Source organism: Mesorhizobium sp. WSM4306, assembly GCF_007003975.1.
Classification (GTDB): Bacteria; Pseudomonadota; Alphaproteobacteria; order Rhizobiales; family Rhizobiaceae; genus Mesorhizobium.
In genome coordinates, this window is sequence record NZ_VFTC01000020.1 from 75,240 (window position 1) to 90,645 (window position 15,406).

Genomic DNA, 15,406 nt, shown 5'->3' on the forward strand with positions numbered 1-15,406 from the left:
GGCGAGCATGGCAAAACGGCCGACCATCACCGACCTGGCGCGCATCTCCGGTGTCAGCGTCGCCACTGTCGATCGCGTGCTCAACAGCCGCCTGCCGGTGCGCCAGGAAACGGCGCGCCGCGTCTATGAGGCGGCGACAGAGATCGGCTACCACGCCGCCGGCCTGATCAAGCAGCGGCTGCGTCATGAACTGCCCGAATACAGGCTAGGCTTCCTGCTACTCAGGGGCAACTACACTTTCTATAGCGAATTCGCGCGCGAGCTGGAACTGGCCGTATCGCAATCGCCGCGCTTCCGTGGCGTCGCCATGATCGACTTTGCCGACTCGCTCGCTCCCGACGAAATTGTCGAGCGTGCTCGCAAGCTGGCCTCCAAATGCCGGGCGGTAGCTTTGGTCGGACCGGATCATCCGACGCTGACCGTCGCCGTCGAGGAGATGAAGGCAAAAGGCCTGCCGGTGTTTTCGCTGCTGTCCGATTTCGCTGCCGGCATCCGCGAAGGCTATGTCGGTCTCGACAACCGCAAGGTCGGCCGCACCGCCGCCTGGATGATCTCGAAGGCGGCGAAGCGGCCGGGCAAGGTGGCGCTGTTCGTCGGCAGCCACCGCTTCCATGGCCACGAACTGCGCGAGATCGGCTTCCGCTCCTTCTTCCGCGAGCAGGCGCCGGATTTCACTCTGCTGGAAACGCTGGTCAATCTGGAAGCCAATGAGATCACGCAGGACACGCTGCTTGGTCTTCTCGGCAACCAGCCGGATCTCGTCGGTTGTTATGTCGCCGGTGGCGGGATGGAAGGCGCGGTCGCGGCACTAAGGCAGGCCAAGCCCGCCGACATGCCCGCCATCGTCTGCAACGAGATCAACGCGGTGTCGCGCTCGGCGCTCGCCGACGGCATCCTGACCATGGTGATCTCGACGCCGCTGACCGCTCTCTGCCGCGAACTGGTCGGCCTGATGGCGCACGCCATCGAGGCAGGCGCTGCCAATGCGCCGGGACAGACCTTCCTGCCCTTCGACATCTATCTGCCGGAGAATATTTAGGGGTCTCGACGTCGGCGATTGGTCGGAGCATTCCCACCCGCCGTCGTCATCCACGGGCGGAGCAAGGAGCGCAGCGACGCGGCGCAGACCCGAGGATCCATGCCGCGACTTCCGAGCTATGCAACGGTGCAGACGAACCTTCCGGAGCACTACGACCATAAATCCTGAACCGCCGTGTTCGTGCCGACAGTCCCGGCATGGATCCCAGAGTTTCCGCGACGTCGCTTCGCGACTGCTCCACTCTAGGATGACGAAGTCTAGGGTGGCCCTCGCAAATCGTGGATGGCAGCGACCGGGAGCCGGCCAGCGGCTTAGGTCTCGATCCCCCGATAGGCTCAGCCTCTGCAGCGGCTTCTATCATCTATCCTCCGAAAATCTCGCATCCGGTTTTGGAATGGCCCTTGACGTCTGGCAAAAAAATGGAATAAATATTTCACCAACTAGGTATTTTGGTCCTTTCGTTCCGGAACATCTGTTTCAAACAGGGAGCCTGGCGTTCCAATCCTTGGCAAACGCCGTCCGGAACAGAGACGACATCAGGGAGAGATTCCTCGGGCGATCGGGGATTCCGGGTAGATCGGTGCAGCCGGACACCAAATGTGGAGGAGAAACACAATGAAGAAACTGATTTTGGGCGTCGCCTTTGCGGCGCTGATGAGTTCGTCCGCTTTTGCCGCCAAGATCGGCGTGTCGATGGCCAAGTTCGACGACAACTTCCTCACCGTGCTGCGCAACGGCATGATCGAGCAGGCCAAGGGCATGAGCGGCGTTGAGCTGCAGGTCGAAGACGCGCAGAACGACGTCGCCAAGCAGCTCGACCAGATCAAGAACTTCGCCGCCTCGGGCGTCGACGCCATCATCGTCAACCCGGTCGACACCTCGGCCACGCAGGCGATGTCGGATGCCGCCGCCGCCGCCAAGATCCCGCTGGTCTATGTCAACCGCGAGCCGGTCAATGTCGACACGTTGCCGGACAACCAGGCTTTCGTCGCTTCGAACGAGGCCGATTCCGGCACGCTCGAGACCAAGGAAGTCTGCCGCCTGTTTACCGAAGCCGGCAAGAAGGAAGCCAATGTCTATGTCATCATGGGCGAGCTTTCCAACCAGGCCGCCGTGCAGCGCACCAAGGACATTGAAGAGGTCATTGCGACACCGGAGTGCAGCTTCATCAAGATCATCGACAAGCAGACCTCGAACTGGAACCGTGACGAAGCCCAGAACCTGATGACCAACTGGCTGTCGACCGGCAAGCCGTTCGACGGCGTCATCGCCAACAATGACGAAAGCGCCATCGGCGCCATCCAGGCGATGAAGGCCGCCAACGTCGACATGAAGTCGGTCGTCGTCGGCGGCGTCGACGCCACGCAGGACGCGCTGGCCGCCATGCAGGCGGGCGACCTCGACGCAACCGTGTTCCAGGACGCGGCCGGCCAGGGCGCAGGCGCGCTGGATGCAGCACTCAAGCTCGCCAAGGGCGAGAAGGTCGAACACAAGGTCTACGTGCCCTTCCAGCTGGTGACGCCGGCCAACATCGACAAGTTCTTGAAGAAGAACTGAGGCAAGCGCTTCGCTCGACCAACGGAGCGGCGCATTAACATCCGCGCCGCTCTTGTCTCCCTCACCGCCCTGACGGGCGGGAGGGCAGGTGTGGCCTCACGGAGGACAAGACATGTCACAGACATCGCATGGCGTCGGCGGGGTCAGCTATGACGCGAAGAAACGGACATGGCCGGCCGAATTCAACGTCTTCCTGGCGCTCATCATTCTCGTCATCGTCTTCGAACTGATCGGTCGCATCTTCCTCGGCGATAGCTTCCTGTTCAACACCCGCGACAATGTCGCCGGCATCTTCAACGAGGCCCGCCTGCAGATCATCATCCTGCAAGTGTCGATCGTCGGCATCATCGCCATCGGCGTCACGCAAGTGATCATCACCGGCGGCATCGACCTGTCCTCAGGCTCGATTGTCGGCGCCACCGCGATGATCGCCATGAGTTTCGCCCAGGTGGCGACGGTCAACGGCAACCCCAACCCCAAGGCGATGTTCCTGGCGCAAGGCTGGACCGACCTGCCGGTCATCGTGCCGGTGCTGGTTGCGATCGGCTGCGGCATGCTCGCCGGCCTGATCAACGGCTCGTTGATCGCCTACACGCGCATCCCGCCCTTCATCGCCACCCTCGGCATGATGATCACCGCGCGCGGCATCGCCAAATGGTGGTCCAAAGGCCAGCCGATCTCGTTTCCCACCGACAGTTTTGCCGCCGTCAGCACCGGCTCGAGGCCGGTTATCATCTTCCTGGCGCTGGCGGTGCTGTTTCAGCTGATCCTGACCTATACGCGCTACGGCAAGCATTGTTATGCCATCGGCTCCAACGAGGATGCCGCGCGCATGTCCGGCATCAAGATCCCCAATCACAAGATCCTCGTTTACACGATCGCCGGCATTCTTGCCTCGCTCGCCGCTGTCGTGCTGTGCTCCAAGAACCTGACCGCCCAGTCCGGCATGGGTGTGATGTACGAGCTCGACGCCATCGCCATGGCGGTCATCGGCGGCGTTTCGCTGTCGGGCGGTCGCGGTTCGATCATCGGAACGGTGATCGGCGCGCTGATCTTCGGCGTCATCATTTCCGGCTTCACCTTCCTGCGCCTCGACGCCTACTATCAGGAGATGGTCAAGGGCGTGATCATCGTCGGCGCGGTCGTTCTCGACCAGTGGCGTCAACGCATGCGGGCATTGAGGGCTTGACCATGTCAGACATCGTCCTGAAGACCGAAAACCTCACCAAGCGCTATGGCGGCGTGCACGCGCTCGAAGGCGCGAATTTCGAGCTGCGCAAGGGCGAGCATGTCGCCATCATGGGCGACAATGGCGCCGGCAAGTCGACCTTCGTGCGCCAGATCACCGCCGTCGAGCAACGCACCAGCGGCCAGATCTGGTTCGACGGCAAGGAAGTGAATTTCGCCGGGCCGATCGAGGCCCGCACGGCGGGCATCGAGACCGTGTTCCAGAACCTGGCGCTCGCCGACGATCTCGACGTGCCGTCGAACCTGTTCCTCGGCCGCGAAAAGGTGCTGTTCAATCTCGGACCGTTCTCGATCCTCGACCGCAAATACATGCGCAAGGCGACGGAAGCCGCCCTTGTCCGCACCGCGGTGAAAATCCCCAATTTGTCCAACACCATCCGCCACATGTCGGGCGGCCAGCGGCAGTGCGTGGCGATCGCCCGGACCGCAACCTTCGCCTCCAAGCTGATCATCATGGACGAGCCGACGGCAGCGCTTGGCGTGCAGGAGACGGCGCAGGTCGAAAACATCATCCGCACACTGAAGGCCAATGGCGAGCCGCTGATCCTGATCAGCCACAACATGCGCCAGGTGTTCGACCTGTGCGACCGCATCGTCGTCTTCCGGCGCGGCCGCATCGTCGCCAACCTGCGCAAGGAAAACACCGACGGCAACGACATCGTCTCCTACATCACCGGCGCCAAGATCGGGGAGGCGGAACTCGCGGCCTAAACAGGACGATCATCCGGTTTCCGGGACGATCTGACGCGCTGAGCAATTCCAGGAAAGTGTGAAACGGTTTTCCGTCCGGAATTGCGCCAAAACAAGAAGTACCCTTGCCACCTTCCCCTCAGGGGAAGGTGGAGACACAACTCTCTCGAACCCATCCCCCTAGAGGAAATTTCCATGACTGTTCGTTTCGCCCTCCTCGGTGCCGGCCGCATCGGCAAGGTCCACGCCCGCGCCGTTGGCTCCAACCCGCAGGCCAAACTGGTGGCCGTCGCCGATGCCTTCGAAAAGGCGGCGACCGAGCTGGCAACAGCCTATGGCGCCGAAGTGCGCACCATCGACGCGATTGAAAAATCAAAAGACATCGACGCCGTCGTCATCTGCACGCCGACCGACACCCATGCCGATCTGATCGAGCGCTTCGCCAAGGCCGGCAAGGCGGTCTTCTGCGAGAAGCCGATCGACCTCGACGTCAAGCGCGTGGAAAAATGCCTGGCCGTGGTCGACAAGGCCAAGGCGACGCTGATGGTCGGCTTCAACAGGCGTTTCGATCCGCATTTCGCCGCCGTGCGCAAGGCGATCGACGACGGCGCCATCGGCACTGTCGAGATGGTCACCATCACCTCGCGCGATCCTGGCGCCCCGCCGGTCGACTACATCAAGCGCTCGGGCGGCATTTTTCGCGACATGACCATCCATGACTTCGACATGGCCCGCTTCCTGCTCGGCGAAGAGGTGGTGGCGGTCAGCGCCCATGCCTCGGTGCTTGTGGACAAGAAAATCGGCGAGGCCGGCGATTTCGATTCGGTCAGCGTCATCCTCGAAACCGCGTCCGGCAAACAGGCCGTCATCTCCAACTCGCGCCGCGCCACCTATGGCTATGACCAGCGCATCGAGGTGCATGGCTCCAAAGGCATGGTCGCGGCCGAAAACCAGCGGCCGGTATCGATCGAGGTCGCCAACGAGAAGGGCTATACCCGCCCGCCGCTGCACGACTTCTTCATGACCCGCTATCTCGACGCCTACGCCATCGAGATCGCCGCTTTCATCGCCGCCGCAACCTCGGGCAAGAAGGCATCGCCCAGCGGCGCCGACGGCCTCGTGGCACTGAAACTGGCCGATGCGGCGCTGAAGTCGGCGACGTCAGGCAAGACCGTCCGCCTGGACAAGTAAGAACGTTTAGCAAGAACCCACAGGAGCAGAGCGATGAGCGCATCCGCCGATCGCAATTCGAACACACGCGCCATCGTCACCGGCGGCGCGCAAGGCATCGGTTTTGCCGTCGCTTCGGCGCTGGCAGGTGAAGGCTGTAAGGCGCTGGCGCTTATCGGCCGCTCACAGGAGAAGGGCGACAAGGCCGTCGCTCACTTCAAGAAAGCCGGCGTCGACGCCATCTTCATCAGCGCCGACGTCTCGAAAGTGGCCGACTGCAAGCGTGCGGTGGCGACGGCCATCTCGCATTTCGGCACCATCAACGCGCTGGTCAACGCCGCTGCCACGTCCGCACGGGGCTCGCTCGTTGAGACGTCCGAAGAGACCTTCGATCAGATATTTGCCACCAATGTGCGCGGCCCCTTCTTCCTGATGCAGGGCGTCGTGGCGCATCTGCTGGACAAGAAAGCGCCGGGCTCGATCGTCAACGTCCTGTCGATGTCGGCGCATTGCGGCCAGTCTTTCCTGGCCCCCTATTCGTCGAGCAAGGGTGCGCTGGCGACGCTGACCAAGAACGTCGCCAACGCCTACCGCTTCAACCGCATCCGCTGCAACGCCGTGCTGCCCGGCTGGATGGACACCGAAGGCGAGGACATCGTGCAGAAGAAATGGCACGGCGCATCCGATGACTGGCTGGTAAAGGCCGAGGCCGGCCAGCCGATGGGCCAGCTGGTGAAGCCGGATCAGCTGGCGCGCCTGATCAGCTATATGGTGAGCCCGCAATCCGGCGTCATGACCGGATCGTTGGTCGACTACGACCAGAACGTTGCGGGGACCTCGCCGGAGTAGTTTCAACCCCTGTTGCGACAGCATCGCCATCCCTATATAGTCACAATAGTCAGACTGGTCACGAGGGATGCGATGCTAACGTCGCCAAAAGACGCCAACTGGACGGTCGCCGGGGCAAAAGCCCGGCTCTCCGAGGTTATCGAGCGCGCGCAGTCTTCGCCACAGACGATCACCAGGAACGGCAAACCAAGCGTGGTTGTCGTCTCGGCCGATGAATGGCAGCGCAAGACCGCACGCAAGGGTACGCTTGCGGAGTTCCTGCTGGAGTCACCGCTGCGTGGCGCAGATCTCGACCTTGAACGTCACCGCGACGAGCCGCGTGATTTGCCACTGTGAAGTTGCTGCTCGATACGAATGTCCTCTCCGAAGTGACGAGGCCGTCTCCGGATGCACGTGTTCTGAACTGGCTGGACGGGCTCGATGAGGACCGCTCCTTCATCAGCGTCGTATCGATCGCGGAAATCCGGCGTGGCGTCGCCCTCATGGATGAGGGCCGCAAACGCGAGGCGTTGGCTGAGTGGCTCGCTCAAGACCTGCCGCAGCGCTTCGAGCAGAGGGTTTTGCCGGTGGACGAACCCGTAGCCTTGGCCTGGGGCGACCTGATGGGCATTGCGAAGCGCCGCGGTCGCGGCCTGTCGTCGATGGATGGCCTGATCGCAGCCACTGCGATTGCACGAGAGCTAACCTTGGCAACACGCAATACGAAGGATTTCGAGGGCTTTGGACTTGAACTCTTCGATCCCTGGACTGCATGATCCGGGCGCTTGATGCGGGCCTCAAAAGCAGCCCATGTCTCCTTGTCTCAGAAGGTCGTCTCGATGCATCCATACTGGATCACGATAAGCGGTCATCTCGGTGTCGGCGTCACCGCGCGGTCGGAAGCCGATGCCCTCCAGCTCTTCCAACTTGCCTTTGGGTCCGCCGAGAAAATCATCAAGATCGAGATCATCAAGGACATGAACGATCTCGACCAAAATCACGTCCTACCCAATATGGGTGGGGCCAACTTCCTCCGGCGAGGCATCTGGTTCCCGCAGGGCCAGGAGCACATCGCAGACTGAGACAATGCGTAGCCGCATCAGGTACGTGACAAGCGTTGTCGCATCGACTATATGAACCTCATGATCAACCTGACCGCCACGTATTGGTACTTTAGGAGCTCGCTGGCGGCGGGAGGATTGCGCTCGATCTGAAGATTGCAGCAACAACATCCGAACAGCCGCCAGATCTGGCGGCTTTTTTGTTTCAGCCGGCAGGTCTCCCAAAACAGGAGCAGAATGCCGTGTTGACCACCACAGACGACCTTCGGGTCACCGAAATCAGAGCCTTGAGCACACCGGACGAGGTGATGCGCGAGATACCGCGCACGCTGACGGCGACGCGCACCGTTGCCACATCCCGAAACGCCATCCATTCCATTCTAACCGGGGCAGACGATCGACTGCTTGTCATCGTCGGCCCTTGTTCCATCCACGATCCGGTCGCGGCCGTTGACTATGCCAGCCGTCTGGCGGCGCTGCGCGAGACCCTGTCCGACCGGCTCGAGATCGTCATGCGCGTCTATTTCGAAAAGCCGCGCACCACGGTCGGCTGGAAGGGCCTGATCAACGATCCTGATCTCGACGGCTCCTTCAACATCGAGAAGGGGCTGCGGATGGCGCGCAACGTGTTGTCGGCCGTCAACAATCTCGGCCTGCCGGCGGCGACCGAATTCCTCGACATGACGATCCCGCAATACATAGCCGACCTCGTCGCCTGGGGCGCCATCGGCGCGCGCACCACGGAAAGCCAGATCCACAGGGAATTGGCCTCGGGCTTGTCCTGCCCGGTCGGCTTCAAGAACGGCACCGACGGCAATCTCAGGATCGCCGCCGAGGCGGTGAAATCGGCTGCCCAGCCGCATCATTTCATGGCGGTGACCAAGGGCGGGCGCAGCGCCATTGCTGCAACGACCGGCAATGAGGACTGCCATGTCATCCTGCGCGGCGGCGTTCAGCCGAATTATGACGCGGCGAGCGTCGAGGCGGCCTCGACCGAACTCGCCCGCATCGGTGTCGCGCCGCGGCTGATGATCGATGTCAGCCACGCCAACTCGGCCAAGAAGCCGGAGAACCAGCCAAAGGTGGCGGCTGATGTCGCCGGCCAGGTCGCGGCGGGCGACGAGCGCATCATCGGCGTCATGATCGAGAGCAATCTCATCGCCGGCCGGCAGGACGTGGTGCCGGGCAAGCCGCTCACCTATGGCCAGAGCATCACCGATGGCTGCATCGACTGGGCAACCACCGAGACCGTGCTGCACGGCCTCGCCGGCGCCGTCGAATGGCGCCGCTCGGCCAGGCGCGCCATGCTGGACAGCCGGCAGGGCGCGGCTTGATCGCCCACCTGCCCCAGCAGGGTAGGACAATCGCATCTGGCATCGCCAGCCCCCCACTCCGTCTCGGCTTCGCCGAGCCACCTCTACCCCCACGTTCGTGGGGGAGAGGAAGGCCAATCGCCGAGGCCGCAGCGTTGAAAGGCTTGGGCTTTCCTCTCCCCCATGAACATGGGGGAGAGGTGGCCGCGAAGCGGACGGAGTGGGGGCTGGCGCCCCAATATGCGATTGCCCAGCCCATTTGGATAAGGCCGCAGATGATCCATCTACCCCGCCTTCAAGCCCTCCCAGGCGGTGAACGTCGAGACCGCGAACAGCAGCAGCCCGGCCGCTCGGCCGGCGAGAGCGGTCGTCCGTGGGTTGTCGACCAGAAGCGTGCGGCTGCGGCCGGCAGTGATAGCGAGCCCGCCATAAATCGCGGCCTGCGTCAGAACCGTCAGCAGGCCCATGACAGTCGCCTGCATCCAGATCGGGCCATAATCCGGCTTCAGGAACTGCGGATAGACGGCGAGGATGAACAGATAGGCCTTCGGGTTGATCAGGCAGGTCATAAGACCTTGGCGAAACGCCTTCCAGGCCGAACGGCTGCCGGCCGGCCCGTCATGGCCGACGGTGATGGAACTGCGCATCAGCGTGATGCCGATAAAGGCCATGTAGGCGGCGCCGGCAAGCAGCAACGGCTTGAACAGGATCGGCACGAAATGCATCAGCAGGCCGACGCCGACCGCGCCGTTCAGCGTATGCACCATGCCGCCGACCATGATGCCGCCGGTCGCTGCGAGCCCCCTGTCGCGCCCGCCGGTCAGCGCATTGGCAAGCACGAACAGCATATCCATGCCGGGCACGATGATGATGCCGAACAGCAGGATAAAGAAAAGCCAGAGATTCTCTGCATAACTCATGTCAGTTGCCTGTCGCTTCCTGCCAGTGTGCCGTTTGGGAATTTGTTGATTTTCAACCCGATAGGCAGTCCAATAGGTCATCCCAACTGACGGGGGTGTGTCAGTAGCGTTTTGATCGGGAGAGGAAATGCGCAAGGCGTCACGCCTGTTCGAGATCATTCAGATCCTGCGGCTGGCGAGGCAGCCGGTGACGGCGGCCATGATTGCCGAGCAACTGGAAGTGACGGTGCGCTCGATCTATCGCGACATTGCCGCACTGCAGGCGATGCGCGTGCCGATCGAAGGCGGGCGCGGCATCGGCTATATATTACGCCCCGGCTTCGACCTGCCGCCGCTGATGTTTTCGATCGAAGAGATGGAGGCGATCGTCCTGTCGCTGGCGCTGCTGGAGCGCACCGGAGACAGCGAACTCAAGCAGGCCGCCAAGCGCGTCAGCGCCAAGATCGCCGGCGCGGTGCCGCCGCCCTTGCGCCAGGCGTTCGACGCCAACGCTCTGCATGTCTGGGGTTTTGCCGCGCCGGCAATCGGCACCATCGATCTGGCGCTGGTGCGGCGCGCCATCCGCGACGAGGAGAAGCTCGACCTCTCCTATCGCGACGAAATGGGCCGCGCCTCCGAGCGGCTGATCCGCCCGATCGCGTTGATCTACTATGCCGAGACCGCCAACATCGTGGCCTGGTGCGAACTGCGCCAGGCGATTCGCAATTTCCGCAGCGACCGCATCGAGGATTGCCGGCCGACCGGCCTGCGCTTCAAGGGCGAAGGCGATCGCTTGCGGCAGGTCTGGGTTGATGGCTGGGAGACGAACGCTGTGGTGGCGACCGGCTGAAGCGAGCGGATACTACCGCACGTCCACCCAGCGCTTTTCCTCGAACGACCTAGCCATTGCGTGCACGGTGCGCTCGATCTCCAGCCCCTCGGCAAACTCGATCACCCGCGCCGGCTTGCCGGCAAGCCGCGTCAGCAATTCGTGGCATTCGATGATCTTGAGGTCATTGAAGCCGAGGCCGTGGCCGGGCGCCGGCAGGAAGGCGTCGTAGGGCTTGTGGTGCGGCGCCACCAATATGGTGCGGTAGCCCTGTTCGGTCGGGCGGTCGGCGGTGACGTAAAGCTGGATTTCGTTCATCCGCTCCTGGTCGAACAGGATCGATCCCTTGGAGCCGAAAATCTGAATGGCGATGCGGCCCTTGCGGCCCCAGGCCGAGCGGTTGACCAGCAGCGTGCCGGCAATGCCATTTTCCAGGTGCATCAGCACGCTGGCGATGTCGTAGGTCTCCACCGCACGGCGGCCGCCGGCGGCCAGCTTGCGGTCGGCATAGGGCTTGGCCATGTCGCAGATGACGCTGGCGACGCGGCCGAACAGCGTCGAGACCAGCGACAGTGGGTGCACGGCGAAATCGTCGAGCGCGCCATAGCCGGAGGCGGCCTCATGCTTCCAGAAGAACAGCGCTTCGGGATCGGCCATGAAATCCTCATCCATCTCGATGCGCAGATGGTTGACCTCGCCGATGATTTTTTCGTCGAGCAGCGCGCCGATGTGGCGGATCGCCGGGCTCTGTATGTAGTTATAGCCCAGCGCCGCGACCTTGCCCGATTTCTTCGCCGCGGCTGCCATCGCCTCGGCCTCGGCAAAGCTCGGCGCCATCGGCTTTTCACACCACAGATGCTTGCCGGCTTCGAGGATGGCGACGGCCATTTCCGGGTGGAACTGGTTGGGCGTGGTCAGCGAAACGATGTCGACCTCGGGATCGTTGACGACGGCGCGCCAGTCGCCGGAGCCCTTGGCGAAGCCAAACTCGCCCGCCTTGCGTTTGGCCAGCTCCTCATTGACCTCGCCGAGATGGACGAGCTTTGGCTTGGCGACATCCGGAAAAACGGCGCCGACGGCACTCCACGCTATGGCGTGGCACTTGCCCATGAAACCCGTGCCGATAAGACCGACGCCGACCATCTTCTTCTCCACTGGACAAAAATCCCCGGTGGATGAATTAGTCCATTTTGTTCTGAAATGGAATGTCTGCCTCATTTTTTATGGCGTTCTTGCGCAGGCTCGCTATGATGGGGCACAGAGGGCGTCATTAGAGTCAAAGAGATAGAGCATGATGTCGTCCGAAAACCGCTACACACTTTTCGGCATCATGCTCTAGATGAGCCTGGACGGGGCGACGATGGACGAACGGGTACCTCGCGACTTCGAGACACTGCGCGCCACGATCCTCGATCGCCGCGAAACCTTGCCCAAGCGCATTGCCCAGATTGCCGCTTACGCGCTCGACAATCCCGACGACATCGCCTTCGGCACCGCCGCCAGCATCGCCGCTTCGGCCGGCGTGCAGCCCTCGACCCTGATCCGTTTTGCCCAGCAGCTTGGCTTCGACGGCTTCACCAGCCTGCAGCAGGTGTTTCGCGAGCGGCTGCGCGAACGCAACTCCTCCTATGACGAACGGCTGCAGGCACTGCGCGCCAAGGCTGACGCGGGTGCGGGCCATCGCGCCATCTTCGATGGCTTCGTCGCCGCCGCCAGCACCTCGCTCAACGACATTTCGCGCACGCTGGACGAGGCGCATCTGGAAGATGCGATCTCGCTTCTGGCCAAGGCCGAGACCATCTATGTCCTTGCCAAGCGCCGTTCCTATCCGGTGGCGAGCTACATCGCCTATGCCCTGGGCAAATTGAAGATCCGCAACCAGCTGATCGAATCGGCTGCCGGCCTCAACGCCGAAATGGTCGCCTTCGCCACGCCGGCGGATGCCGTCATCGCCATCAGCTTCTCGCCCTACGCGCCGGCCACCATCGAGGAAGCCCGCACCATTTCCGAACAAGGCGTGCCGATCGTCGCCATCACCGACAGCTCGTTTTCGCCGCTGGCGCAGTTCGCCAGCGTCTGGTTCGAGGTTGCCGAGGCCGATTTCGCCGGCTTCCGCTCGCTGTCGGCAACCATGGCGCTGGCCATGGCGTTGACCGTCGGCGTCGGCGAGAAGCGGCGAAGCACAAGCCGCAAGCGCAAAGGTTAGATCACCTCTACGGCCGCCTCGCCTGCCGCCGAAAGCCGCGCCGCGTCACGCGCCGGCGGCGTTCCGAACTGGCGGGCATATTCCCGGCTGAACTGGGAAGCGCTCTCATAGCCGACGGCAAAAGCGACGCTGGCAACATTGCCCGGCTGGGCAAGCAGCAGATGGCGGGCCTCCAGCAGCCTTATCTGTTTTTGATACTGGATCGGGCTCATCGCGGTCGCCGCCTTGAAATGACGGTAAAAGGCGGCCTCGCTCATATGGGCGATCTGGGCGAGGTCGCTGACCCGGATCGCCTGATGGCAATGCGTCCGGATCCAGGCGATCGCCTGGCCGATGCGAGACAGATGGCCATCGGCGCGCGCCAGCTGGCGAAGCTTCCCGCCCTGCGGTCCTTGTAAGAGCCGAAACAGCATCTCGCGTTCAAGCGCTGCCGCAAGCACGGGTATCTCGGCCGGCCGGTCAAGCAGCCGCATGATGCGACGCAATGCGTCGAGCAAATCGTCATTGACGGGCGAGGTGGCGAAACTGTCGCCGCCAAGCGCCGGCTCGTGCTCGACAAGCAGGGCGGCGACGGCCTGCAGATCAAGGCTGAAGCCGATGGCGAGGTAGGGATGCCCGGCACTCGCTTCGACGATCTGGCTGATGGTGGGCGTTTCCACCGTGTAGATGAAATAGCTGGCGGGATCGTAGCGCAGAGCCCTGTCGCCGATCAGAACCGTCTTCGCGCCCTGCAGCACGAACAGAATCCCGGACCCCCACACACCCGCCACCGGTGCTGTGGTGGCTTCGCTGCGGCCGATCGAAACATGCGGGATCGCCGTTCTCACCCGCCGTCCGTCTGCGTGACGGCCGGCAATATCGATCAGTTCCCGCAAGGCCTCGCTCATGGCGCCAGCATGGCGCATCCGAACCGAGCGGGCAAGCCGGGTGAGAGGATCAGGCAAGAGGAAGAGAGGTTTCGGCGCGCGGCATTTGGCGGCGAAGCGCCATCTCTGTGTCTCCGATATGGAGAAATGGAGATATCAAAATGACGACGACAAAAACCGCTGTGGTGACCGGCGCCAACAAGGGTATCGGCCGCGAAATCGCCCGGCGGCTGGCGACGATGGGCTTCAAGGTGTGGCTCGGCGCCAGGGATGCCGGGCGCGGCATGGCGGCAGAACAAGAATTGCGCGCCGAAGGCCTGGACGTTCAATGGCTTGCGCTTGAAGTCACGCAGGACGACAGCGTGGCGGCCGCCGCCAAAACCGTCGCCGCAGAAGGCCCCGGGCTCGATGTGCTGGTCAACAATGCCGGCATCGCCATCAACTATGAGCTGCCGCCGAGCGAGCAGCATCTGGCCGATATCAGGGCCACCTATGAGGTCAACGTGTTCGGCCCGATCCGCGTCACCCAGGCTTTCCTGCCGCTGCTGGCAGCGCCGGCCGCGCGTATCGTCATGGTCAGCAGTTCGACCGGGTCGATCGGTCGCGCGCTCGATTCGGGCACGCCGAACCATGCGGTCAACCTGTTGGGCTATGGCAGCTCCAAGACGGCGCTGAACGCCATCACCGTGGCCTTCGCCCGGGAACTCGGGCCGAGCGGTATCAAAATCAACGCCGCGGCACCCGGCTATACCGCCACCGACCTCAACGGCTTTAAAGGCCACCGCACCGTGCAGCAGGCGGCCGAGATCGTGATCCACTTGGCGACCCTGGATGCCGATGGCCCGAACGCCGGCTATTTCAACGATGACGGTCCGCTTCCCTGGTGAACGGAGCCGGACCGCCAAAGTCGTGAACTCATAAATGCGGAATGACCGGGATAGGTGCAAAGCGGACTTGGGATCTGTGGAAAGCGCTCATGTCGTATGCCATGCTAGAACCGAAGTTCATCGAGAATGGTTCATCCATGAATTGGGAACAGATCGCATCGGATTTCGCTTGGGACGGCTCATGGCGAGACATCTACGTTCTGAACACGTCTGAGGCAGATTGGCAGGGCGTCTGGGACATCCTCCTCGAATGGACCCCCCCTGCCAGTTTCAGTGTCTCCGGCAAGATCGAATCGATGCCATTGGGGGTCGAAGCCGCCCTGGAAAGCGAAACAGACAGCCTACTTTCTTTTTACGTCGGGCCAATCCAGCTTGCATGTCACTTCTTCAGCGCTGTCGAAATTGAGTTCGACTTCGATCCAAGGCAAGTCAGCGGAGAAACCGAGATTGAGCTGCTTGACCGCTTTATGCGATTGCTCGGTGACGCTACTGGGAAGCAGGTAATTCTGACGCAGGAAAATGATCAGGAGGCTATCATCGCCCGCTACTCTCCCGACCTTAAGACTGTGGTTTGGCCAGCATTTTCATAGTCGAATGCCTGCAACGGGTCGCTTTGTCGGCTGGCGGCTTTCCCCTCAAGCTCGTCTCGATCCACATCTGGCTACGCGTTAATGGGTCTACGTCCTAAGTCTCCCGCAGCATCCTCTGTCGACACTTTTCGCAAAAGGAATGCTCATTCCATATTGACTATGGATTGGAATTATTATTTCATATTCCCGGCGCCACGCTGCCGCTCGCGCGTGTCCCCCAACT

Annotated in this window: 17 protein-coding genes; 14 read left to right on the forward strand and 3 right to left on the reverse strand. The window is 62.3% G+C overall.

Annotation, left to right across the window (positions count from 1 at the left end; genetic code table 11):
* Window positions 1-7 precede the first annotated feature (7 nt).
* From FJV77_RS22000 to FJV77_RS22045, 10 genes are all read left to right on the forward strand, one after another.
* On the forward strand, window positions 8-1,039 hold the full coding sequence (locus FJV77_RS22000; protein ID WP_142868715.1) for a LacI family DNA-binding transcriptional regulator: 1,032 nt from the start codon (window positions 8-10) through the stop codon (window positions 1,037-1,039).
* A 615-nt stretch (window positions 1,040-1,654) separates the two neighbouring features.
* Window positions 1,655-2,596, forward strand: a complete 942-nt coding sequence (locus FJV77_RS22005) for a sugar ABC transporter substrate-binding protein (protein ID WP_142868716.1) — start codon at window positions 1,655-1,657, stop codon at window positions 2,594-2,596.
* A gap of 112 nt (window positions 2,597-2,708) precedes the next feature.
* Window positions 2,709-3,785, forward strand: a complete 1,077-nt coding sequence (locus FJV77_RS22010) for an ABC transporter permease (RefSeq protein ID WP_142868717.1) — start codon at window positions 2,709-2,711, stop codon at window positions 3,783-3,785.
* A gap of 2 nt (window positions 3,786-3,787) precedes the next feature.
* Window positions 3,788-4,555 (forward strand): ATP-binding cassette domain-containing protein, encoded by a 768-nt coding sequence (locus FJV77_RS22015; protein ID WP_142868718.1) that lies wholly within the window; start codon window positions 3,788-3,790, stop codon window positions 4,553-4,555.
* 174 nt (window positions 4,556-4,729) lie between these two features.
* On the forward strand, window positions 4,730-5,725 hold the full coding sequence (gene iolG / locus FJV77_RS22020) for an inositol 2-dehydrogenase (protein WP_142868719.1): 996 nt from the start codon (window positions 4,730-4,732) through the stop codon (window positions 5,723-5,725).
* A 33-nt stretch (window positions 5,726-5,758) separates the two neighbouring features.
* Window positions 5,759-6,553, forward strand: a complete 795-nt coding sequence (locus tag FJV77_RS22025) for an SDR family oxidoreductase (RefSeq protein ID WP_142868720.1) — start codon at window positions 5,759-5,761, stop codon at window positions 6,551-6,553.
* A 72-nt stretch (window positions 6,554-6,625) separates the two neighbouring features.
* Window positions 6,626-6,889, forward strand: a complete 264-nt coding sequence (locus tag FJV77_RS22030; RefSeq protein WP_142868721.1) for a type II toxin-antitoxin system Phd/YefM family antitoxin — start codon at window positions 6,626-6,628, stop codon at window positions 6,887-6,889.
* Window positions 6,886-7,308, forward strand: a complete 423-nt coding sequence (locus tag FJV77_RS22035; protein ID WP_142868722.1) for a type II toxin-antitoxin system VapC family toxin — start codon at window positions 6,886-6,888, stop codon at window positions 7,306-7,308. The genes FJV77_RS22030 and FJV77_RS22035 overlap by 4 nt, the downstream gene beginning before the upstream one ends.
* 9 nt (window positions 7,309-7,317) lie before the next feature.
* Window positions 7,318-7,614: a hypothetical protein gene (locus FJV77_RS22040; protein WP_142868723.1), complete on the forward strand. Its 297-nt coding sequence runs from the start codon at window positions 7,318-7,320 to the stop codon at window positions 7,612-7,614.
* A 221-nt stretch (window positions 7,615-7,835) separates the two neighbouring features.
* Entirely contained in the window at window positions 7,836-8,927 is a 1,092-nt protein-coding gene (locus tag FJV77_RS22045; RefSeq protein WP_142868724.1) for a 3-deoxy-7-phosphoheptulonate synthase, read from the forward strand.
* Between the two features lie 263 nt (window positions 8,928-9,190).
* Here FJV77_RS22045 and FJV77_RS22050 read toward each other — a convergent pair whose 3' ends face one another.
* Window positions 9,191-9,826: a LysE family translocator gene (locus tag FJV77_RS22050; protein WP_142868725.1), complete on the reverse strand. Its 636-nt coding sequence runs from the start codon at window positions 9,824-9,826 to the stop codon at window positions 9,191-9,193.
* Window positions 9,827-9,953: 127 nt separating this feature from the next.
* Here FJV77_RS22050 and FJV77_RS22055 point away from each other — a divergent pair, with 127 nt between their 5' ends.
* The gene (locus FJV77_RS22055; protein WP_142868726.1) at window positions 9,954-10,655 is read left to right on the forward strand and encodes a YafY family protein; all 702 of its coding nucleotides are present in this window, start codon (window positions 9,954-9,956) and stop codon (window positions 10,653-10,655) included.
* A 12-nt stretch (window positions 10,656-10,667) separates the two neighbouring features.
* Here the strand turns inward: FJV77_RS22055 and FJV77_RS22060 are convergent, their stop codons facing one another.
* Entirely contained in the window at window positions 10,668-11,777 is a 1,110-nt protein-coding gene (locus tag FJV77_RS22060) for a Gfo/Idh/MocA family oxidoreductase (protein ID WP_142868758.1), read from the reverse strand.
* Window positions 11,778-11,994: 217 nt separating this feature from the next.
* On the opposite strand from FJV77_RS22060, the gene FJV77_RS22065 reads away from it, so the two are divergent.
* The gene (locus FJV77_RS22065; RefSeq protein ID WP_185970394.1) at window positions 11,995-12,840 is read left to right on the forward strand and encodes a MurR/RpiR family transcriptional regulator; all 846 of its coding nucleotides are present in this window, start codon (window positions 11,995-11,997) and stop codon (window positions 12,838-12,840) included.
* Here the strand turns inward: FJV77_RS22065 and FJV77_RS22070 are convergent.
* Window positions 12,837-13,727, reverse strand: a complete 891-nt coding sequence (locus FJV77_RS22070) for an AraC family transcriptional regulator (RefSeq protein WP_142868728.1) — start codon at window positions 13,725-13,727, stop codon at window positions 12,837-12,839. The genes FJV77_RS22065 and FJV77_RS22070 overlap by 4 nt on opposite strands.
* A 140-nt stretch (window positions 13,728-13,867) precedes the next feature.
* Between FJV77_RS22070 and FJV77_RS22075 the strand changes: the two genes are divergently transcribed.
* Both FJV77_RS22075 and FJV77_RS22080 read left to right on the forward strand, forming a co-directional pair.
* Complete coding sequence (locus tag FJV77_RS22075) at window positions 13,868-14,593, forward strand: SDR family oxidoreductase (RefSeq protein ID WP_142868729.1); 726 nt, start codon at window positions 13,868-13,870, stop codon at window positions 14,591-14,593.
* A gap of 89 nt (window positions 14,594-14,682) precedes the next feature.
* A complete protein-coding gene (locus FJV77_RS22080) occupies window positions 14,683-15,183 on the forward strand; it encodes a hypothetical protein (protein WP_142868730.1) in 501 nt (166 codons plus the stop codon).
* The last annotated feature ends 223 nt before the right edge of the window (window positions 15,184-15,406 follow it).